Genomic DNA, 20867 nt, shown 5'->3' with positions numbered 1-20867 from the left:
CGGGTCTCCCACATGGCCGTCCCGATCTCTGCTTTCAGGATGGCGAACCAGCTTTCCGCGGCGGCATTATCGTAACAAGAGCCGACGCGCCCCATCGACTGCCTCATGCGCAACTTGCGTATTTCGCTACGGAATTCATCACTCGTGTACTCGCTGCCGCGATCCGTATGCATGACGCAACCCTGCTCCAGGCCGCCACGCCCGGCCGCCATCCGCAAGGCGGCGACCGGCAGCTCGGCGCGGTGGTGGTCGGCCATCGCCCAGCCGACCACCTCCCGCGTCGCGAGATCGATACAGGTCGCCAGATACAACTTCCCTTCCAGCGTGCCGAGTTCAGTCATGTCGCCGACGAGCCGCATCCCTGGCCGGGGCGCGGTGAAGTCCCGGCCGATCAGGTCGAGCGCGAACACCGCCCGCTTTGCCTGCCGGGTCAGGCCCCGCCGTCGGCGGCGGGTGATCCCGACGATCAGGTGCTTGCGCATCAGCCGCTCGATCTTCTTGGAGTTCACCACCCGCCCGGCCCGCCGCAGGGCGGCGTGGATCCGCGGGGCCCCGTAGGCACCGCGAGATCCGGCGTGAAGCACCCGGATCTCGCCCACCAGTACCTCCTCGGCCCGCTCCCGCACCGTCCGGGCCAGCCGTGACGCCCTGTGCGCGTAGTAGGTGGAACGGGGCACTGCCAGCACACGGCACAGAAACGCAACACTGCGGCCTGCAGGATTACCCTCCGACGCCTTCTCCGCACCGATGAAACGACACCGTGCCGCGGTGTCTACCTCATCTTGTCCTGCGCGAAGAAGGCGGTCGCTTTTCCCAGAACCTCGATCGTGGCCTCCTGCTCGCGGACCTTCCGCCGCAGCCAGACCAACTCCTCACGCTCCGCAGTGGTCAAAGCCCCGGCGGGCCCCTCACCGCGGTCGACCTTCGCCTGCTTCACCCACCCGCGCAGCCCTTCCGGACTCACGCCCAGATCCCTCGCGACCTCGGTGACCGTCTTCTCCGAGGACAACGCCAAGGCGACCGCGTCCCGCTTGAACTCGGCCGTATACCGCTTACTCATGTTGCTCTTGCTACTCACTACCTGTGACTGCTTCCTCTGGGACCATCCGTCCCAGTATCAAGCTGTCCGGTCGGCAGGGGGAACCTCAATGTGCGCAAACTTCGTCACCTGCGATGGGCGATCTGTATGACCACGGCTGCGGCGGTCCTCTTCATTGCATGGTTCGTGGCACTGGCCTGCTCGACTACAGCGTGAGACCCCAACCGCTCCGGCCGACGGGATGCCCCATCCCGCGAGGCGCATCGCCGTGATGGGAAGCACGACGACGAAGATCCTCTTCGCGTAGCGCTGTACCTGCACGCGACGGCGGCACGGCGAGCTGCTCCTCCCGGCAGTGTCCAAAACCCGCCCGGGGTCTTCTCGGGCCCAGACGCACGGAGCGGCCCCGTCCTGCGAAGGGGGCGGGGCCGCAACGGGTTGTCAGCACACCTTGGAAGGGTGTCCCCTCGGTGCCGGCGGCGCCTGCCGAGTTGCGGCAGCTGGCCCGCGCACGGGAAGGCCGCATGAGGAACGCCCGGATGCCCTAGGTGTTGCGCGAGTCTTCGCGGCGGCCTGGCGTTCGTCCAGGTCACCACGGGCGTACTGGCGTGGTCGGGGCGCTGACATCCCCGTTGCGGCCGCTTTGCCCATGCCCTAATCCGTACTTAAGAGCGTTCCGACGGAGCGGATGCTGCTCGGGATCTTCGAGTACGGGGCTGCGATGCCTCCGGCCAGCCGGGTCGACTGAGACCTTCGCACATTGCGGCGCGCGGTCCTGGTATTCGGAGTGGTAGCGGTTGCGTGGGTGCCGGACGGATGCCTTCGCCAGACTTGGCTTTGACGCCTCGATGCAGAGCGGCGGCGTCCGGCGCCTTCGCGGCCGCCACCACGAACGAAGGGTGTTGCCGCTCGTCGGCGCTGGACGGACACCTGCCCATGCCTGGGCCTTGAGGCCTCCAGCCAGAGCGGCGCCGTTCAGCGTCGGCGAGCGTCAACACCCGTCGCTTGATCACTCGTTGGTGTTGGTGGTGCGAGCCCATCGCACGGTGACCTCTTGATACGCCCGAGCCGTTCGAGCTCCTGCGCAGACCGAGGCCCGTGAGGTGCGCTGGTGCCACGAACGGCTAGTGAGGTGTCGGCCCGACCCTCTTGCGGTCGAGGCCTGGGATTAGGTCGCTCGCGTGGCCCGCATGCGCTCGTGACCAGCGCAAACACCCGGCACGTAGGGGAGGGAACACTTTGATCTACTGCGGAATTGACTGGGCAGAACGCACGCACGACGTCGCCCTGGTCGACGACACCGGCACTTTATTGGCCAAGCGGCACATCACCGACGACGCGGCCGGCTACCAGGTCCTGCTGGAGTTGCTTGCCGAGTACGGCGGCACCGAGGAGAACCCGATCCCGGTGGCGATCGAGACATCCCGCGGGCTGCTCGTTGCCGTGCTGCGGAGCGGAACGCGGAAGGTGTTCGCGATCAACCCGATGGCGGCTGCCCGCTACCGCGACCGCCACTCCGTCTCGCGCAAGAAGTCCGATCCCGGCGACGCCCTTGTCCTGGCGAACATCCTGCGCACCGACATGCATGCCCACCGGCCCCTGCCGGGCGACAGCGACCTCAGTCGTGCCATCGCCGTCCTGGCCCGCGCCCAGCAGGACGCTCTGTGGAATCGGCAGCAGATCGCCAACCAGCTCCGCTCCCTGTTGCGCGAGTACTACCCGGCCGCCCTGGAAGCCTGCGCTACCTGGGCCAACGGCCTGTGCCGGCCCGAGGCCCGTGAACTCCTCAAGGCCGCCCCGACCCCTTCACGAGCCGCACGGCTGACCCGGACGCAGCTCCAGGCCGTGCTCAAGCGGGTCGGCCGCAAGCGTGGTATCGACGCGGAAGCCGACCGACTGCGCGACGTCTTCCGTGCTGCGTGGGCCCACCAGCCGCCGCTGGTCGAGGACGCGCTCGGCAAGCAGATGCTCGCCCTCCTCATCCAGCTGGAAGCCGCCTGCACCGCCGCCGACCAGCTCGCTGAGGCGGTGGAAGAGGCGTTCCCTCAGCACCCGGACGCCGAGATCCTGCTGAGCTTCCCCGGGCTCGGCATCCAGCTCGCCGCCCGGATCCTCGCTGAGATCGGGGACGACCGCGCCCGCTTCGCCGACGCCCGCGGCCTGAAGGCCTACGCGGGCTCCTCGCCCATCACCAGAGCCTCCGGCAAGAAGTCGTCCGTCACCCGTCGGTGGGTGAAGAACGACCGCCTCAACCACGCGGGATATCTATGGGCATTCTCAGCCCTTCGACACTCGCCCGGAGCTGGCGCCCATTACCGGCGACGCCGAGAGGTCGGGGACTGGCACGCGGCCGCCCAGCGCAACCTCTTCAACCGCATGATCGGCCAGCTCTACCACTGCCTCCAGCACCGCAAGCTGTTCGACGAGAACACCGCGTTTCCCGCAGCACCCGTGCTCGATGTCAGCGCGGCATGACCGGCATCAGCTCCCTCATGCCTTCCGGCAGGTCACGGTCCTCTCGCCAGGCCTCGCTGATCGAGATGAGGGCCTCCCACGACGCCTCGGCGACGGGGCCAGGTCGACCCGTCGCAAGCTCGGCAAGCAGCCGACCACACAGGTGGGACGTCACTTGGTACAGCGCTTGGCTAGTGCTGTGACCGCATAGGTTCGCCGGGTTGGCGGTCGAGGCCCACCGCACAAGGATTCCGCGTCAGTTTCGCTGGAGCCGAGGAGAAAGCCGCCCAACTGGATACCGAAGCAGCACGACGATCAACCGCCGTGGAGCTTGGCATGCCGACCCCCGGGCAGATCGCCACACGAACCAGTGGAATCACGGCGCCCCAGCAGAAGCCTGGCTTGCGGACGCGAGGCGACGCGCCCTACCCTCGCGCGGTGGACACGACCATGGTGCTGAACCTTGTCCCCCTTTCGATCTCCCTCGCGGCACTCGTCGTGTCCATACTCCTGCCCCTCTGGCAAATCCGCTTGGCCAGAGGTGGGAACCACCTGCCGGTGGTCCTAGACGCCTTCAAGGAGACGCGCAGCGCGGCGTGGTTTGCGGCACAGGAATACGTGCTGACGGCTCTGGCCGAGGAACACGCGGCTGATTGCGGCCACCGCGGCCTGCCGGTGCGGGCACGTACCCACGCGAACACCATCGGACTGTTCTACGACGACCTGGGGAAGCTCGTCGCCCACGGCATGATCGACCAGACCTTAGTCATCGGCGCGTACGGCACGAACATTGTGCGCCTTTGGGACGCCCTGGCTCCGTACGTCTACACGGAGCGGCGATCGCACGGACTGCACTTCTGGATCTACTTTGAGGACCTCGCAGCACGGACAGCCGCCACACATCCCGACCTCGTTTACGCCGACCTGCGCCTGCGCTCGCGCCCGCCCCGCCAGGAACCTGACGCGGTAGGGCCGGGTTAGTGCTGTGACGGCATGGGCTCGCCGGGTTGCGTTCAGGCCGCTGTGGTGAGTGGGCGTCCTCCCCAGCGGATGCCTTTCTCGCTGCGGATGCGGGCGCGTTCTTTGCGTTCGGCGGCCAGGACGTCGTGGTGGCGAGCGTTGGCGTTGCGCCAGCGCAGGTAGGAGTGCAGGGCCCGGGTCTGTACGGTGTGGTTGGGGTGGTTGGAGTTGGCGATGGTGAACTGCCTCAGCGGTCCGAAGTGCGCCTCGATCGGGTTGGCCCAGGACGCGTAGGTCGGGGTGAAGCACAACTCGACCTTGTTCTTCTTCGCCCAGCGGCGGATGTCGGTGCCCTTGTGGGCGGACAGGTTGTCCATGATCACGTAGATCGGTGCGCCGTCGGTCCGGGCGGCGCGGATCGACTTCAGCGCGGCCAGCGTGTTCCCGGCGCCCTTCTTGCGGCGGTTGACGCCCCACAGGCGGTCGTCACCGACGGAGTAGCAGCCGTGGAAGACTCCGTGGGTGCGGTGGTAGGTGGCGGGCAACCGGTCGGGACGTCGTTGTTCGGCCCAGCCCGAGCCCGCGGTGGGGCGGATGCCGAGCGGGCCGAACTCGTCGAAGGCGAAGACCCGGTCCGGGAAGCGGTCCAGGACGTGCTCGATGCGGTCGAGTTTGGCGTCGCGGTCCGGGTCGGGGGACTCCTTCCACGTCTTGGTGCGCTGGAAGGTGACACCGCGGCGGGCGAGCAAGCCGCGTAACGCCTCGCGGCCGATGCGGATGATCCGGCCGTGGACTTTCCGCAGGTAGGCGACGAGTTTGCGCAGTGACCAGCGTGTGAAGGGCTGGCCGAGCTTGACCGGTCGGGTGGTGGCCGTCTGGATGACGAAGTCCTCGTCGTCAGTGCTGAGCAGGCGGGGACGGCCTCCCGCCCACCGAGGGTCCAAACAGGCCAAGCCGATCTCGTTGAACCGGTGAATGACGTCGCGGACGGTGTCCTCGTCGGCCTGCACCAGCTGGGCGATCACCGGCACCCGGTTCCCGCCGGCCGAGGCCAGCAGCATCGTCGCCCGCCGATATCGCACCGAATTCGTGCTGCCCCGGCGCACGATCTGCTGCAGCCGTTGCCCTTCCTGGTCGGTCAGTCTGCGCACACGGACAGGCTCAGCCACCGCGCCTCCAGCGGTCGGAACAGACATCACCGCACATCCAACCGCCACGACCGCCAACCCGGCGAACCTACGCGGTCACAGCACTAGCCTCCGCAACGCGAGCCAGATCCGACTCGGGAGCGTGCGGCGGCTCTCCGTCGACGCGGATGGTGAGGGCCACGGCAGCGTATGTCCGTCCGTGGATGAAGTCCCGCAACTCGATCACCCGCTCTCGCGTCGGCAAAGAGCCCTGGCCGGAGGCAGATTCGGTCACACGGAAAGGCTACCCATGAGGTCTTCGTTGTTCGACTCCCGACCCCAGCCGCTTGACGGCATGGCAACGTGAGGTGTCTGGCTGGAGTTGAGGAGAGGGAGGGGCGGGATGGGCGGCGCGGACGCCCCGGGGATCGGGGTGCGCTCACCGATGTTGCGCGTCGGCGGGGCCGCCGCGCCAGGCCGCCGTCAGTGCGGCGGTGACGTCAGGCGGGGGACGTCGGCGGGGGAGAGGTCGGGGCGGGCGCGGTGCCAGCGTGCGGGGTGTCGCCACCGGCCGGAGGCGTCGCGGGCGACGTCGACGCCGACTTCCACCACCAGCTCGGGTTCCACCAGCGTGACGTTCAGCTTTTCCTGGCTGCCCCACCCGACGGAGAACGACCACCCTGTCCACGGATGCCCGCGCCGCCCTGCAGTGAGCAGGCCGGCGACCGCAGCACCTGCCGCCTGGGCGAGGGTGGTGGTGCGGCCGACGTACTGAAGGCGGCCTTCGGTGTCGTACCTGCCGAGCAGCAGCGTGCGGGGAGCGGCCAGGGAGCCGGTGATCGCGCCGACGATAGCCGAGCTCGTCTCGCGGACCTTGTATTTCTCCCAGCCCCTCACCGACGGGCGGTAGGCGTCCTCCAGCCTCTTGAAGACCACCCCCTCCATCCCGACCGACGCCGATGTCAGCCACTCGCGCACCGTGTCCGGGTCGGTGGTTGACGGGCACAGCGCCCACGGCGCCGACAGCCGGCGGGCGGTGAACATGGACTCCAGCGCCGCCCGGCGCCGCCGGTACGGCCACCTGGTCGTGTCCGTCCCGGACAGGCGCAGCAGATCGAACGCGACGAAGTGGGCCGGCCACTCCTCCGCCGCTCGGGCAGCCCCGGCGCCGCGCCGGGCAAGCCGGTTCTGCAACCGCTCGAACGTGAGGCGTCCCGCGGCGTCCCATACGACCAGCTCGCCGTCCAGCGCGGTCGCGTCCGGCAGCCGCATGGCCCCGCCCACAACCTCCGGAAACGACGGCCCTATGTCGGTGCCGCGCATCGAGCGCAGCAACACCCGGCCCGCATCGACGGACACCAGAGCCCGGAATCCGTCCCATTTCGGCTCGCCCGCCCAGCCCGGCCGCAGATCGGGCCCGGGCACGGGAGTAGTCTGCATCGGCTCCGGCAGCGTCCACGTCACACCGCATGCCTTCCACTCGGCCGGTACGCCACCTGGGTGGCTGCGACCAACGGCGGTCGGCCTGGTGGGGCGCACCCGACCCCGGAGTCCCGCTCGATCGCAATGCTGATCCGATGTCCGGTCTGACGCATCGGCTGGGAGAGCCAGTAACCGCCTTGCGTACGCGATATGTAACTAAGCGTGCACAACGGGTACGGTCTGCGCATCCCTATGGGGGAACACGACGCTGAAGTTCCCCCCGCGAACTGGACAGCGGGTGTTTACGCTGCCGGGACGAGGTTCTGCCTGAGCAAGGATCTCGTTTCGAGCGGGGTGACGTACCCGTAGTCGGGGTGCCGACGGAGCCGGCTGCGGTTGTACTCGACCTCGACGTAACGGAAAACGTCGGCCCGGGCGGCCTCGCGGGTCTCCCACATGGTCGTCCCGATCTCCGCTTTCAGGATCGCGAACCAGCTTTCCGCGGGGGCATTATCGTAACAAGAGCCGACACGCCCAATCGACTGCCTCATGCGCAACTTGCGTATTTCGCTGCGGAATTCGTCACTCGTGTACTCGCTGCCGCGATCCGTATGCATGACGCAACCGTGCTCCAGGCCGCCACGCCCGGCCGCCATCCGCAAGGCGGCGACCGGCAGCTCGGCGCGGTGGTGGTCGGCCATTGTGAGCGGTCACGTTTTTCGGCTCTGGCGAAGATCTTGTGACGAACTGGGTGCTCGAAAAAGGGGTGGACGCCCCCGGGATACTGGTTGTCATGGCCGTCACCCAGCAGCTTGCCCGAGTCTCTGCGGAGTATCTCGCCGCCTGCCGGACACGCGCCGAGGAGTCCTTCGATGGTGATCACCAGTGGGACCCGCCGACAGCTGACTGCCTTGACCTTGACTGGGTCCCAGCCATGTTGGATCGTGCGTGCGAGATCGCCGGAGTCGGCGAATTGCACCTCGCCGCGCTCAGGCAGGCCACCGACGGCGGCCTGGCGATGGATGTCGGTTTCCTCAACGCTCACCCTCATGCCATCGGGCCCTTCGGGCCTGCACCGGCCGCCCTTGAACCGTTGGCAGTCAGGCAAGTCTCCGGTCTGCTCGGGGAGATCGACCTCCAGGCCGTTCTGGCTGTGCTGCCGCTCGACATCCGTGAGGCAGGAGCGCTGATCGGCCACGGAGCCGAAGGCCTCATCGACGGGCCCAGAACGTATCTGATGGACCATTTCGATGCTCTTCGCGAGTTCTATGCAGGAGCCTCGAAGCGGGGCCTTGCTGTCGTCTCATGGTGGGACTGACTTCCCGAGGTGGGCTATTGGTCGATGGTCTGTCTGACGGGCACGGGCAGGATCAGTCCGCGACGAGTATGCGTCGGCGGAGCAGGTCGAGGTTGGCGCGACCGTAGCCCTTCCGCTTGATCAGCTTGACTCTTGTCACCTGGCCTTCGACCTGCCCGGAACTCCAGCCAGTGGACAGGCCGGCGACGACGGCGTCCTGGTCCCGGCGGAGCCCCGCGACCAGGGAGTGCAGCGCGGGCAGGTCGTCGGCTTGGACGCGGTCCATCCAGGCGGGCAGCAGGTGGCCCCGCAGATCACGCATCATGTCGGCGAAGTCGCGGACGTGCTGCGCGACGGCGTCGAGGTGTGGGCAGGCGGCCCTGATCTCTTTGAGTTCTGCCGCGTCGGCGTCGGCGAGGTGCCCGGAAGTCGTCATGATCCAGCGCACGATTCGGCGGGGCTTCGGTGTCGGCCGCGGTTCGGGAGGAGGTGCTGGCGGCTGCCTCGGCCTGGGGCTATGGGACTTCTTGAAGGGGCGGAAGTAACGGCGGACGCACTGGATGTCGCCGCTGAAGCCCTGCTCGCGTAGTTCGCGGTGGAGCTGGGGAATGTCGTGGCAGCCCTCGTTCCACCGTCGGTGCAGGTAGGGCTTGTAGGCGTCCAGAATCGAGTTCCGGTTGACCGCCTTGACCAGGAGTTCGTTGAGGCTCTGGGCGCGGGCGAAGCGCCGTACGGTCGAGTGGTCCAACCGCAGCTCGCGGCGGATCGCGGCCAGCGACATCCCTGCGGACAGCCTCTGCTGGATCGCCTCGTACCGGTCGGTCGTGCGGGCGATCAGCCGCCGTGGTTTTCCCGTGACGTCGAGCGTGCCATCGAGCGGGATGAACGGCACGACCTCCACCGGTGACGCAGCGGTGACTCGGCTCTCCTCAGATGCTTTCTCGGTGACCGGGGGCAAGGCGAACGCGGCCCGGATGCAGGCATGGTGGGCGCCGACCGTCTTCTCCACGGCCTCGGCAAGGTTGCGCCAGAGATGCCAGCCGTCCGCGATCTGTTGTGCCTGCGGGGCTCCGGAACGAGCACCCTCGGCGTAGGCGCCGGCCCGGTCACGGCAGATGATCTCCACCTCGGGGTGGCCGCGCAGCCATGCGGCCAGCGGCTCGGCATCCCGGCCAGCAAGTACGTCGAGTGGCCGGCGGGCCTCCAGGTCGACCAGGAGGGTGGCGTAGGTATCGCCCTTGCGCAGAGCGAAGTCGTCGACGCCCAGGACACGGACCGCCGAGGCAGGCGGGTCCGGCAAGGCGCGCAGGAGATTCAGGAGCGTGTCCTTGGCGACCCGGATCTTTAACGCGGCAGCCAGACGAGCGCCGGGGCGGCCCGCCAGGCACAGCGCGATCGACACGAGCACGCTTCGTAACAGCGGTGTGTAGCGGGCGTGCGGGCTGGTCAGCCCGGGGACCTGCTCGGCGAACGTCACCGCCGGACAATAGGAGTTGAGGCATTTGAACCGGCGCACCGCCAGTTCGATCACGACGGACGCACCGCCCAACGGAGCATCGGTCAGCCGACGGATGTAGCGACCGTGCACTCGCCACGACGGCATCCCGCATCCCGGGCATCTCGCCGGGAGCGACTGGCAGGCCGCATGTAACGTGACCGTCCCTGCTGCCCGCTTGACTGACTCCACCACCACATCAGCTAAATGAGGTAGCAACCGCCCCAAACCCCCTGAACCGCACACCCGGTAGATGCCCAGTTCAGCCGGACAGCATCACAAGATCGTCGACAGAGCCGAATTACGTGACCGTCCACAGTGGCCGGGACAACCGGCGGGGCATGAGCAGGGGGCATCGACGAGTAGACCATCGCCTCGGCCCTACTGGTGCGCCTCCCCAAGTCGCGCACCAGGCGGCGACTCCGCATCAGGTGGGCGAAGAGGCGCTTGACGATCGTCGACACCAGCGCGAGCGCGGCCAGGCAGTACTCGACGAGGCTGCCGGTGAAGCCGCCGCCGGCCCGGACCGGGGCCAGCAGGTGGTGCGCGTCGGCGGCTACGAGTTGTTCAGGAGGCGCCACCGGCATGGGCCCAGCGCCCCCGACCACTCGATCGGGACTCCCGTTCGACGCTCATCTCTCAAGAGCGGAAGGGCAACTGCTGCTCACCCTCGTGGGCGGTTATCTGGTCAGCCAAACGGCTGTGTCACTTTGTAGGCAGCTGTCGTGGATCGGCGCGCTGGAGAGGAGCACGTCTGTGTGGTCAGGTAGGGCGATCTGGTGCTCGGACAGATTGATCACGCATCGGAATCCCGGCTCTCGGGTGAAGGAGAGGACCTCCTCCTGGGCCGTGGAATCCCAGGTCATGCTTCCGTCGCCCAGTGCGGGGTGCGCACCGCGGAGGTGAAGAGCCTTGCGGTAGAGCTCCAGCATGGACTTCTCGTCGCCGCGCTGGGCCTGCACGGTCAGGCTCTTCCACGCGGTCGGTTGCGGCAGCCAGGGCTCTGCTGTGGCCGCCGGGGGGCTGTATCCGAACGGTGGGGAATCGCCGGACCACGGAATGGGTACCCGGCATCCGTCGCGGCCACGGTCGGTGCCCCCCGAGCGTTTCCAGGTGGGGTCCTGTAGGAGATCTTCGGGGAGATTTTCGATCTCCCACAGCCCCAGTTCCTCCCCCTGGTAGATGTAGGCCCCTCCGGGAAGGGCAAGGGTCAGCAGTGTGGCTGCTCGCGCTCGTCTGGTGCCGAGTTCCTGGTCGAAGGGTGTGTCCTTGAGGAAGTCGGACAGCGCCCGTACGGGCTCGTCGGGCTGGGGCCTGCCGTAGCGGGAGACGTGTCGCGCCACGTCGTGGTTGGACAGCACCCACGTCCCCGGTGCGCCGACGGCGCGGAAAGCCACGAGGTTGGTGTCGATCGCCTCGCGCAGGTGGTCCGCGCGCCAAGGCGCGGTGAGGTAGTCGAAGTTGAAGGCCGTGTGCAGTTCGTCGGGGCGTACGTAGCGGGCCAGCCGGTCGGGGGCACCCATCCATGCCTCGGCGACGAATACGCGTGGTTCTTCGTAGGAGTTGGCGACTGCGCGCCAGCAGCGGAAAATGGCGTGCACGCCTTCCCGGTCCCAGTGCGGGTGCCCGCCGTCGGCCGCCATCCCGATACGTTCGATGTCCGAGTGGCCCAGGTCGGGCAGACCCTTTTCCTTGACCAGCCCGTGGGCCACGTCGATACGGATACCGTCCACGCCGATGTCGAACCAGAACCGCAGGACGTCCTCGAACTCTCTGCGTACCTCGACGTTTTCCCAGTTGAGATCCGGTTGTTCCGGTGCGAACAGATGGAGGTACCACTGCCCGGGTGTTCCGTCGGGCTCGGTCACCCGAACCCAGGCGGGGCCGCCGAAGCCACTGCGCCAGTTGTTGGGCGGCAAGCTGCCCCCCGAGCCGCGCCCCGTCCGGAAGACGTACCGGTCGCGTGCGGTGGAACCCGGTCCAGCGGCCAGGGCCTCGCGGAACCAGTGATGCTGGTCGGACGTGTGGTTGGGAACGATGTCGAGGAAGACCTTGAGGCCGAGTTCGTGCGCCTCCTTCATCATGCTCTCGGCCTCTTCCAGGGTGCCGAAGGCCGGATCGATGGAGCGGTAGTCCGAGACGTCGTAGCCCCCGTCGGCCATGGGTGAGGGATACCAGGGGTTGAGCCACAGTGCGTCGACCCCCAGTTCCACGAGGTAAGGGAGCCTGTTCCGCAGCCCGGCGATATCACCGATGCCGTCACCGTTTCCGTCGGCGAAGCTGCGGATGTACACCTGGTAGACGACCGCGCTGCGCCACCAGTCGTGGGAGGCGGCGGAGGTCCGGGGGCGCTCCTGCGGAGTCCCGGGCGGAGGAAAGGGGTGGCACGACGGGGTCATGTGACGGCTCCTGCGGTCAACTCGACGAAGGCGCGTTCCTCCCGCGCCACCAGGAAGGCCGCAGGGACGACGGGGAGACGCCACCGGCGGGGAGTGAGAGGGACGACCTGCGAAGCGTCTGCACCGGGACAGGCCGCTCGGCCATAACCGTCGGCTTCCGTTCCAGGGACGGGCGGCTGACGAGATGGCGTGCTCCGACGGACTGGCGGCAGGCATGCGAGCGACGGCCGCTGACTGGCCATCGCCCCTGACCGGGACCCATGCATCGTGACTGCGTCCTCCTTGAACCGCAGCTGGTGATGTTCGCACTATGAGGGGCTGCATCCTCAAGGCATTCAAGGCATGATGCCCCTGTTTGTGATCTATCGCGACCAGGTGTCGCCCCTTGGAGTGACATGCGAATCGCGCGGAAAGCGGCGGCAGGTGAACTGGACGGCACAGGGGCGGCGGCACGGTGTACCGGCGGCCGTATGCCACGGGGGAACTCTGTTGGCCCCGCACTTTCCGGCTGTCCAAAGGCCCGTCAAGCAGGCCGGGCGCGCATCCCGTCCGTCGTCAGGATGTCGCGCGTCCGACGGCGCCGCAACTGCGGCGGTGCCGCCCCAAAACCACTCTCTTGGCTCAGACACGCGCTGCTGATGCGGGCGTCCCGTGACCGCGCCACGCGCGCCGCGTCGGAATGCGATTGCCCAACGGCCGCAGCCCGTGAAGCGCGTGTTTGCCCCACAGCCGTCAGCAGGTTCTGCGCTGGCGGCGGGCAGTCCTAGGTTGCCCGCATCGCTGTTCTGCCTCACCTTGGCTCTGTTTGCCGCACAGCGGCATCGGCACATACGCCCGCTTGTGGCTTTCCGTCTTTCCGCTGCCGAGAGGAGACGCCGCCTACGTGCAAGGGTTTCTCTGTCGGGTCCGGCGAGACTGGAAGGTGACGGGCATGGCCATCGGCATCTCGGTGATCGGGACAGGATATCTGGGGACCACTCATGCCGCGTGCATGGCGGAGATGGGCTTCGAGGTGGTGGGGGTCGATATTGATCAGGAGAAGGTGGATCTGCTGTCGTCCGGCAGGGCGCCGGTGTACGAGCCGGATTTGCAGGAGCTGCTTTCCAAGCACGTGGTGGGGCAGCCTGGATCAACCGGTTTGCTGCGGTTCACGACGTCATGGGAGACGGCTGCCGCACGTGCGGATGTTCATTTCGTGTGTGTCAGTACGCCCCAGCGTCACGGTGGGCTTGCCGCGGACATGAGCCATGTGGAGGCGGCCCTCGAGGCGCTTTCTCCTCATCTGAGCCGTCCGGCGCTGGTAGTGGGCAAGTCGACCGTTCCGGTGGGAAGCGCTGCCCGGCTGGCCGAGCGCCTGGCGATGCTGGCACCGGTGGGGAAGGAGGCGGAGCTTGCCTGGAACCCCGAATTCCTGCGAGAGGGCCACGCCGTGGGTGACACGCTGCGACCGGACCGTTTGGTCGTGGGTGTACGCAGTCGGCGCGCCGAATCCCTCCTGCGGGCGGTCTATGCCAAACCTATTTCCCTAGGAGTGCCCTTTCTGGTGACGGATTTCGCCACGGCCGAACTGGTGAAGGCTGCGGCGAATTCCTTCCTTGCCACGAAGATCTCTTTTATCAACGCCATGGCAGAGGTATGCGAAGCCGCAGGCGCCGATGTGCTGCAGTTGAGTGAGGCGCTGGGGCACGATGCGCGGATCGGTAAACAGTTCCTCAACGCCGGCCTGGGATTTGGAGGCGGTTGTCTTCCCAAGGACATCCGCGCCTTCATGGCCCGTGCGGGCGAGTTGGGTGCCGATCAGGCTCTCACCTTCCTGCGTGAGGTCGACTTGATCAACATGCGCCGCCGGACACGTATGGTTGACATGGCCCGCCAGTACTGCGGCGGTGAATTTCTGGGTAAACGGGTGGCGGTACTCGGGGCCGCTTTCAAGCCGAACTCTGACGACGTCAGGGATTCGCCGGCACTGAATGTCGCAGCTCAGATCCAGCTGTACGGCGGACAGGTCACCGTGTACGACCCCAAAGCCAACGACAACGCACGGAGAACCTTCCCGACACTCGACTACGTGGACTCGGCCCAGGATGCGGCTCATGAAGCGGACATCGTGCTTCATCTGACCGAATGGCAGGAGTTCCGGGACATGGAACCCGCGGCCCTTGACGGGGTGTGCCACAAACGGATCCTCGACGGGCGCAACTGCCTGGATCCCGCACGCTGGCGGAAAGCCGGATGGACGTACAGGGCGCTCGGGCGCCCATCACTCTGAGATGCCAGGGGGCTGCTCCCTGGAGCCGGTCACGGCCGGCAGGGAGACCTCCACTCCTTTGCGAGTGCCCCAGGCGGTGTCGCGCAGCGTGCACAGGGAGTAGACCCGCACCCACAGCAGAACACCCATGTGCAGCAGGCCGTACAGCGGAGCTAGCAAGAAGGTTCCCAGCCGTTCCGGCCAGGGGATCCGGGTACGGTCACCGGACTCCAGATATCTGGCCGACCAGGCGTAGCTGAGGAGCATCGCATGCATGAGGTACACCAGCAGCAAGGCGCCCTGAGCATTGATGAGCATCATGACCATGGCGAAGATCAGCACCCCTGTGAAACAGGTCCAGGAAATCAATTCCAACAGCGCCAGCCAGAATCCCGGCCTGCTGATCTGTCCGACCCGGATGATCCACAGCGATTCACGGAAGAACGATTTGTTCCACCGCACCTGCTGCCGCAGGTAGTGCCTGACGTTCTCGGGAACCAGAGTCCAGGCCACCGCATTGGCCTGCAGGACCGCCTTGCCGGTCAGCAGGCAGTAGTTCGTCATATGCCGGTCGTCGCCGAAGGTGGACAGCCGACCCAGGAACCGCTGGTTGAGGAAGCCATGAAGGTGCTCACGCACCACGGTCCCGCGGTAGAAGGCAAGCGACCCGCAGCAGCACAGGACCGCCCCCAGCAGGCTGTACGCGGCACGCTCATACAGGAACGCATTCGCGTAACGAAGATCGATCAGCCGGGTGAGAACGTTCTTGCGGGCATTGAGGGCCAGTACCAGTCCGGTGACGGCGTTCACCTTTTCCGAGGCGAATGGAAGCATTCCCCGCTCGATTGCGTACTTGTCCAGCACGGTGTCCGAATCGATGCCCAGGTAGATGTCCGTATCGGCATGAAGCCGGAAACCGGCCGCCAGTCCCTGGCGTTTCCCCTTGTTCTCCGTAAATTCCACCACTTGGTAGTCGATTCCCGCGTCACGGAACCGTCGGACCACCTCGGGCGAGAGCGCGTAAGCCAACGCACGGGAGTCCGTCGAGGCATCATCGACAACCACCAGCGTGGTCGGATGGCGGGTCTGATCCAGAACGCTGTCGAGACACTTGGCGAACGCTTCCGGGTCCTCGTTGTAGACGGTGATGATCGCGCCGACCGTCAGATCGTTCACCTTCGCCAGGTCCTCAGGGGCTGCGGCTGTCTGCGGCCGCCGGACGAGAGAAGCCCCCAGTTTGGCGAACATCAAGGCAAAGACGGCGGTCCCGTAGACGGATGCCATGCTGCCGCCCTGCGTGATCAGGATGATCGCCACGACCACCAGCATCGCGGCGGCCGAGATGAAACGACTCATCGGTGACCACGCCGAGCGTGGAAGCGGGTCAACAACAGCCCGAGGGCAATCAGAGCGAAACACCCCAGGACGATCCACAGGGGGAGGAGCGCGCCACCCGCCAGAGCACGGTTCACTTCGGTATTGGCAAAGTTGGCATTCATGGCGCCGGCCTTCCTCTCGATACCCGGGCTGGCTGGCGGGGATATCCAGGATCTGCACTCACAGACATGGCGGTTCCGCGAGCGGTTTACGAGGTGATTCGACAATGAACACTGCACGTACCGGATTCTTGGATGAACAGCACGCCGAATGGAGCGAATTCGAGGCCATGCGCCTCTTCGCGACGCTCCTCATACACGCACAGTCCGACCCAGGCGCTGCCTGACCGACGGAGACACCGCCTGTGAGGCGGCTTGGAGCGGACGGCCTGTCCACTTACTGAGCAACCAGCCCTGGGCCGCGCCACTCAGTCTCCATCCGATGACACCAGCCTACGACGTATGTCATGAATTGTCGGCCTGGGATGGCAAGCTGCTGGGCGCTCTGCTGTAGCGGGCCACCTCGGCGGCGCCCAGGTACTGTCGTGGACTAGAGCGCATCCTCGATGCCCTCGCGGACCGGTACCGGCTCCGTCAAGGGCCGCTGGCCTGTCAAGAGTTGGCCGTCATGTTCGGCCGGACGCGGTGCCGGCCAAGGTGGCGCTGCGTTCGAAAGGCGAAAGCGGCTGGTCGCCGGGGTTGGCTGGCCGAGCCCGCGCCGGGTCGGTTCACGCTGGCTGCGGGCGTGAGCGGGTCAGGCGGCGGGTGTGCATCAGGTGGGCGAAGAGGCGCTCGACGATCCACCGCTTGGGCAGCACCACGAACCCCTTCTGGCCGTCACTGCGCTTGACGATCGCCAACACCAGTGCGAGCGCCGTGAAGCAGTAGTCGACGAGGCTGCCGGTGTAGCCGCCGTCGGCCCAGACCAAGGCCAGCCGGTGGTGCGCGTCGGCCACCTGCTTGAGCGCCGCCGGCCGGGTTGCGCAGCCGCCAGCCGCCAGCCGTCCTCGTCCGTCGGTGTGTGCCAGGAGGGGGCAACGATTGTCATGGTGTCGCCCACCAGGAGACCGTTGGCGACGCGCTGGGGGATCACGACCTGGTCGCCGGGGGCGAAGCGGGCGTGGGTGATGTCCCGCCTGGCGGTCACAGTCTCCAGGCAGCGGGCATGTGCGAGGGGCCGGGAGCGTCGGGCACAGCAGGGTCCTTCCACGAGCAGCTCGGGGGCGGTGGAAGGTCAATACTCCGGAGCATCCCCGGTTTCGGTAACTGGGGAATGCCGGGTATGAGCGCAGGTCGGCTATCGGCGCCGATTCTCCGGCCCGCGGTCCTGTTGGGTCGGCTGCTGGTTCAGCCGGCTCACCACCGAGCACATCGTTGACCGGGGCAACGCTCGCCGTGGAGCTCGGGCGGGTCCTTGCCAAGGGCCCCTCGCCTTTGGCAGATCCATTCCGTCGGCTCGTCGAGCGCCGGAGCGGTCGCGCGGCCACCGTTCCGGCCGACAGGACCGGGTGGCTGTTGCACAACACGTACCCCGGCCGGCGCCCTGAAGGCGTTGGGGCCGTAGTGCGCGCTGTGTCGCCGAGGGACATCGCCTTGGAGTTTCCTGCTGCCGTCGTCAGGCCAGTGCTCGGACTCCGCCAGCCCGTGGGAGCAACTGGCATCGTGAAAGCCGGGGCTTCGAGGCCGGTAGAAGACCGGATCCGCTGATTCAGCCTCGAATCTCGTGCCCCTCGACTTCACCCCTTTCCAGGACGGCGCGTGATGGGCAGGGATCCGCAGAGGGTAATCCCGTTTCTTAGTACTTTCCGGCGACACGGACGGCGAGCAGGCTGGCAGCGTCCGTCTCTTGGGGCACGGCGCACTGCAACTCTCGTTGGATCTTCCGGATCGCGTTTTCGTAGGACTCTGACCGGTCCCCACTGTCGATGGCCTCCCGGTATGCGGTGAGTTCCTCAAGGACGGCGGGATTCTTTCCGTAGTCGTGCTGGGGAAAGAGAGGGTCAAAAGAGGAGAAGATTTCTCCGCCCTCTGCATAGGAGATCCATTTTGACCCCGTCTCGCTCAATCTTGTGGACAGGGCGACCGTACCGCGCGAAACGGACTGGAGGATTTCATCGCGTGCGAGGTAGGACCCTTCGGATTCAATGGCGAAGGACCAGTCGCCGTGGGCGCCGGCGCGAAGCAGCGGCCCACTGTTGTCGAGAATTCCGCTGCTGTGCAGATCATCCACGTCCAGGCCGGGAACGTCTGCCTCGTCGATGTCTTCCCCGAACGCTTTGACGGCATCTGCCTCGAGACGGGTCAAAGGGATCGGATGAATCTCTCCTCCGGACACCCTGTTGAGAAGCTCGGCGGGGGAAATCCCTCTGGCGAAGAGGGCGCAGTACCCGGTCTCGTAGAGCTGGGAGTTCGGGAAGATGCTGGCGCTCACGGTGCCACCTCGGTCGATTGTCCATTAATACGTGGTCCGGCCCGCCGGGCGGCGGGCCGGACCACGTATTCCGTGCGGGTATTACCCTACCGGCTGGCCGGCGTCCACCCAGTAGGGGTCGTTCTCAAGGAGACGCCACTCCACTGTCTTCCTTCCGAGGTCGCCTCCCACGCCCTCATTCTGTGCCTTGGGCATGCTGGCGCGGGCGCACTTCGCGTTCGCGGCAGGGAGTTGGCCCTGATTGAGGCCGGGCCAGATGACGGACAGGTACACCTGGCCGTCACGGGTCTCGGAAGTGACCATGTACTGCTGGCAGGCCGCTCCCGAGGTGACCCCCAGCTGCCTGCCGCTCTCCTTCGACTTGGCGAAGGGGAACTCGTCACACTGGACCGGCGGCGGCGTGTTCGCGTACGGCTTGAACGTGCTGTCGCAGACCACGGCGCGGTTCTTGTCCGCTTCGCTCTGGATGGACTCGCGGTGCAGCGGCTGCCCGCGGCCTTCCCAGCCCGGGTGCGTGGACATGCTCGCCTGGACCGTGCCGATGAACGAGCGGGCCTGAGGGTACTGCGTGCTCACCACGAAGGTGGGGGTGAATGCCGGTACGACACAGCCCGCGTAGCCGCTGACCTCGGCGTCGCAGCGGACCTTGTACTGGCCGCCGTTCTGCTCCCCGTGGCCGCCCCACCTGGTCGAGCCGAAGGTCCCTCCGATGTTGATGGTCAGCACGTAACTGATGAGGAAATCTTTGTTCCCCGTCGTGCCGGTCCATGAACGGGTGAAACCGCCGTCGATTGACCCGCCGACGGTGATCGGCCGAGGCTTATTCCACGGGTCCGCGTTCTGCTTGCAGCTGGTGTCGAGTGAGCAGGTCGCGTCCACCTGCACGGTCATCACACTGGAGGTGAGGTCAGACTTCGTGAGGTCGAACTTCATGTATTCGAAGAACTCGGGGATTGCGTTCTGGGTGTCGATTTCCTGCTCAAGAGTGCCGTAGGCGCTGCCCAGGACCACACCTGTCGTGACGTCCATCATGATGATGACGACGCCGTGCCGCGAGCACAGGGAATCACGGGTCACATAGACTTGATTCTCTGGTTTGTCTCCGCACCATACGACGCTCGCTGCAGATGCGGAGGAAATTCCCTGTGTCTTGGCAAGCTCATTCGGAGTCTGCCATTCGAAGCATACGGCCCGCTTCTGGCCTGCTTTCCTGAGGTCCTTCAGGTTGCGCTTGGTCTCGGCGCAGGTGGACTGAGGTGATGTCTGATTCACTTCAGGGAGGGTCTGGAAATCCGACGGCTGATCTGCTCCGCTGCGTGCGGAGGGTGTGCCGGTCGGTCCGTTTTCGGCTTGTGCGGCTGATGGCCGGGCCGAAGGGGTGGTGTTGGCGTTGGCTGTGACGGGCGCGAGTAACGCAAGAATTGATGCTGCGACCACTGCCAGAGATCTTCTGTTTCGGGTGCGCAAATTTCCCCCAGGTCGTCGTACGGACGCTTACGTCCGTCTCGACAGCACAGGCAATCACGGCATGATCACTCCGTCAACAACTAATTCCGGACAGTGAATACCCGGTGGACGGCGGCATAGAAGATGGGTTTGGATTGCGTGGACCTCTGCACGTGTTGCGTCGCCGCGATTCCTGATTCCCCTGTTCACGTAGCGAAAGCGCTCGACGGTACGGGGTTCGCGGCGTCGGCTGTCGCGCAGACGGGGCCCCGGAGGGCGTTGACGCGACGGCGGGCGGCTACACTCCAGCCGTAGATCGTGATCTCGATGGTGAGGGGCGCCGAGGCGAGAGTCGGACAGCGTCGACCATCTGGCCGAGACCGCCCACGCCGTCGGCTCCTTCTCCCTCTACCCGAGTTCACCGAGACGGAGGGCGTCCCTTATCTCGCTGAGCTTCGCGGTCGTCGCCGGGGTCTGCTCCTGCGCTTGTTCAGCGAGTCGGAGGGCATCGTCAATCTCGCTGAGCTTCGCCGAGGACAGGACGGCCGCCCGCTCTATCAGGTCGTCCCGTGACACAGTGGTCAGCCACGTGCAAGGGGTGAAGCCTGGACGCGGGAACGCGAGCCGCAGCACGCCTTCGAACGGCACTCCTTCACCGGCGCCCACCATCACTTCGATGCCCAGACCGCTGATGTCGATGCCCGCCGGAGCGACGACCTGCATCACCCGGATCCCGGATGCGTCGTCTCCCGACAGCAGTACGACCAACCTCCGCTCGTCGAACTGGACCCACCAGACTTCGCCACGTTGCACAAGTCCTCCAGACACAGGACGGCAGACAGACGCTGCGCGAACCTGACGCGCTGTGGAGACGGGTGCGGCCACTGTTGATCATCGGTGTGTGAAGACTGAAGATCACGCGGTGGCCGCAGGTCACAGCGTAAACCCTGCCCACTGGCAGGAGGCGTTCGAGGGCCTGATGAGCCGGATAGCGGGACGGTTCACGCGGGTCGAATCCCGGCGCCGAGCCCGGAAGTTGGTACTCGGCCTGCTGTCGGACCTGCCGCGCAAGAACTGCTGGGTGCGCCACGAGGCGCCATGTGACCGGGTGGGGGTGCGAGACCTCCACCGCCGGGCCGTCGCAGCGGCTGGGTAGAAGCTGAGGGCAGTCTG

Annotated in this window: 16 protein-coding genes and 1 pseudogene; 5 read left to right on the top strand and 12 right to left on the bottom strand. The window is 66.5% G+C overall.

Annotation, left to right across the window (positions count from 1 at the left end; all coding sequences use genetic code 11):
• Nucleotides 1–677: IS3 family transposase (locus ACWDR4_RS47335; protein ID WP_450418060.1), on the bottom strand; the 677-nt coding region annotated here is incomplete at its 3' end.
• A 95-nt stretch (nt 678–772) separates the two neighbouring features.
• Complete coding sequence (locus ACWDR4_RS47330; protein WP_450418057.1) at nt 773–1060, bottom strand: transposase; 288 nt, start codon at nt 1058–1060, stop codon at nt 773–775.
• A 1218-nt stretch (nt 1061–2278) separates the two neighbouring features.
• Here ACWDR4_RS47330 and ACWDR4_RS47325 point away from each other — a divergent pair.
• Together ACWDR4_RS47325 and ACWDR4_RS47320 are read left to right on the top strand one after the other, a co-directional pair.
• Nucleotides 2279–3514 carry an IS110 family transposase gene (locus ACWDR4_RS47325; RefSeq protein WP_450418056.1) on the top strand — a complete coding sequence of 412 codons (1236 nt, stop codon included), beginning with the start codon at nt 2279–2281 and terminating at the stop codon, nt 3512–3514.
• Between the two features lie 417 nt (nt 3515–3931).
• Nucleotides 3932–4474, top strand: coding sequence for a DUF4760 domain-containing protein (locus ACWDR4_RS47320; protein ID WP_450418055.1), 543 nt, complete (start codon nt 3932–3934; stop codon nt 4472–4474).
• A 32-nt stretch (nt 4475–4506) separates the two neighbouring features.
• On the opposite strand, the gene ACWDR4_RS47315 is transcribed toward ACWDR4_RS47320, so the two are convergent.
• From ACWDR4_RS47315 to ACWDR4_RS47305, 3 genes are all read right to left on the bottom strand, one after another.
• Nucleotides 4507–5622: an IS630 family transposase gene (locus tag ACWDR4_RS47315; RefSeq protein WP_450418053.1), complete on the bottom strand. Its 1116-nt coding sequence runs from the start codon at nt 5620–5622 to the stop codon at nt 4507–4509.
• Between the two features lie 441 nt (nt 5623–6063).
• Nucleotides 6064–7005: an ATP-dependent DNA ligase gene (locus ACWDR4_RS47310; protein ID WP_450418051.1), complete on the bottom strand. Its 942-nt coding sequence runs from the start codon at nt 7003–7005 to the stop codon at nt 6064–6066.
• Nucleotides 7006–7304: 299 nt separating this feature from the next.
• On the bottom strand, nt 7305–7703 hold the full coding sequence (locus ACWDR4_RS47305; RefSeq protein WP_450418049.1) for a transposase: 399 nt from the start codon (nt 7701–7703) through the stop codon (nt 7305–7307).
• Nucleotides 7704–7795: 92 nt separating this feature from the next.
• Here ACWDR4_RS47305 and ACWDR4_RS47300 point away from each other — a divergent pair, with 92 nt between their 5' ends.
• Complete coding sequence (locus ACWDR4_RS47300; RefSeq protein ID WP_450418048.1) at nt 7796–8320, top strand: DUF1877 domain-containing protein; 525 nt, start codon at nt 7796–7798, stop codon at nt 8318–8320.
• Between the two features lie 52 nt (nt 8321–8372).
• On the opposite strand, the gene ACWDR4_RS47295 is transcribed toward ACWDR4_RS47300, so the two are convergent.
• Both ACWDR4_RS47295 and ACWDR4_RS47290 read right to left on the bottom strand, forming a co-directional pair.
• Entirely contained in the window at nt 8373–9986 is a 1614-nt protein-coding gene (locus ACWDR4_RS47295) for an ISL3 family transposase (RefSeq protein ID WP_450418059.1), read from the bottom strand.
• Nucleotides 9987–10474: 488 nt separating this feature from the next.
• Nucleotides 10475–12193, bottom strand: coding sequence for a glycoside hydrolase family 13 protein (locus ACWDR4_RS47290; protein ID WP_450418047.1), 1719 nt, complete (start codon nt 12191–12193; stop codon nt 10475–10477).
• Nucleotides 12194–13124: 931 nt separating this feature from the next.
• On the opposite strand from ACWDR4_RS47290, the gene ACWDR4_RS47285 reads away from it, so the two are divergent.
• Nucleotides 13125–14462: a UDP-glucose dehydrogenase family protein gene (locus ACWDR4_RS47285; protein ID WP_450418045.1), complete on the top strand. Its 1338-nt coding sequence runs from the start codon at nt 13125–13127 to the stop codon at nt 14460–14462.
• On the opposite strand, the gene ACWDR4_RS47280 is transcribed toward ACWDR4_RS47285, so the two are convergent.
• Entirely contained in the window at nt 14454–15797 is a 1344-nt protein-coding gene (locus ACWDR4_RS47280; RefSeq protein ID WP_450418044.1) for a glycosyltransferase, read from the bottom strand. The two genes, ACWDR4_RS47285 and ACWDR4_RS47280, sit on opposite strands and share 9 nt — an antisense overlap.
• 573 nt (nt 15798–16370) lie before the next feature.
• On the opposite strand from ACWDR4_RS47280, the pseudogene ACWDR4_RS47275 reads away from it, so the two are divergent.
• Nucleotides 16371–16583: pseudogene (locus ACWDR4_RS47275) on the top strand (hypothetical protein); the annotation flags it as partial.
• Here ACWDR4_RS47275 and ACWDR4_RS47270 read toward each other — a convergent pair.
• The 4 genes from ACWDR4_RS47270 to ACWDR4_RS47255 all read right to left on the bottom strand — a co-directional run bounded on the left by ACWDR4_RS47270 (nt 16546) and on the right by ACWDR4_RS47255 (nt 20507).
• On the bottom strand, nt 16546–17406 hold the full coding sequence (locus ACWDR4_RS47270) for a transposase (protein WP_450418042.1): 861 nt from the start codon (nt 17404–17406) through the stop codon (nt 16546–16548). The pseudogene ACWDR4_RS47275 and the gene ACWDR4_RS47270 sit on opposite strands and share 38 nt — an antisense overlap.
• 206 nt (nt 17407–17612) lie before the next feature.
• A complete protein-coding gene (locus tag ACWDR4_RS47265) occupies nt 17613–18248 on the bottom strand; it encodes a DUF6461 domain-containing protein (protein ID WP_450418041.1) in 636 nt (211 codons plus the stop codon).
• 81 nt (nt 18249–18329) lie between these two features.
• A complete protein-coding gene (locus ACWDR4_RS47260; protein WP_450418039.1) occupies nt 18330–19685 on the bottom strand; it encodes a hypothetical protein in 1356 nt (451 codons plus the stop codon).
• A gap of 417 nt (nt 19686–20102) precedes the next feature.
• Nucleotides 20103–20507 (bottom strand): type II toxin-antitoxin system PemK/MazF family toxin, encoded by a 405-nt coding sequence (locus ACWDR4_RS47255; RefSeq protein ID WP_450418037.1) that lies wholly within the window; start codon nt 20505–20507, stop codon nt 20103–20105.
• Nucleotides 20508–20867 lie beyond the last annotated feature (360 nt).

The sequence above is a fragment of the Streptomyces sp. NPDC000878 genome (assembly GCF_053599695.1).
This window is presented reverse-complemented; position numbering and strand designations above follow the sequence as displayed.

What these genes read in the sequence shown, in the direction of transcription:
- ACWDR4_RS47330 (WP_450418057.1), bottom strand. Translation starts at nt 1,060, where the DNA reads ATGAGTAAGCGGTATACGGCCGAGTTCAAGCGGGACGCGGTCGCCTTG.
- ACWDR4_RS47305 (WP_450418049.1), bottom strand. Translation starts at nt 7,703, where the DNA reads ATGGCCGACCACCACCGCGCCGAGCTGCCGGTCGCCGCCTTGCGGATG.
- ACWDR4_RS47300 (WP_450418048.1), top strand. Translation starts at nt 7,796, where the DNA reads ATGGCCGTCACCCAGCAGCTTGCCCGAGTCTCTGCGGAGTATCTCGCC.
- ACWDR4_RS47290 (WP_450418047.1), bottom strand. Translation starts at nt 12,193, where the DNA reads ATGACCCCGTCGTGCCACCCCTTTCCTCCGCCCGGGACTCCGCAGGAG.
- ACWDR4_RS47285 (WP_450418045.1), top strand. Translation starts at nt 13,125, where the DNA reads ATGGCCATCGGCATCTCGGTGATCGGGACAGGATATCTGGGGACCACT.
- ACWDR4_RS47280 (WP_450418044.1), bottom strand. Translation starts at nt 15,797, where the DNA reads ATGAGTCGTTTCATCTCGGCCGCCGCGATGCTGGTGGTCGTGGCGATC.
- ACWDR4_RS47270 (WP_450418042.1), bottom strand. Translation starts at nt 17,406, where the DNA reads ATGTCCCTCGGCGACACAGCGCGCACTACGGCCCCAACGCCTTCAGGG.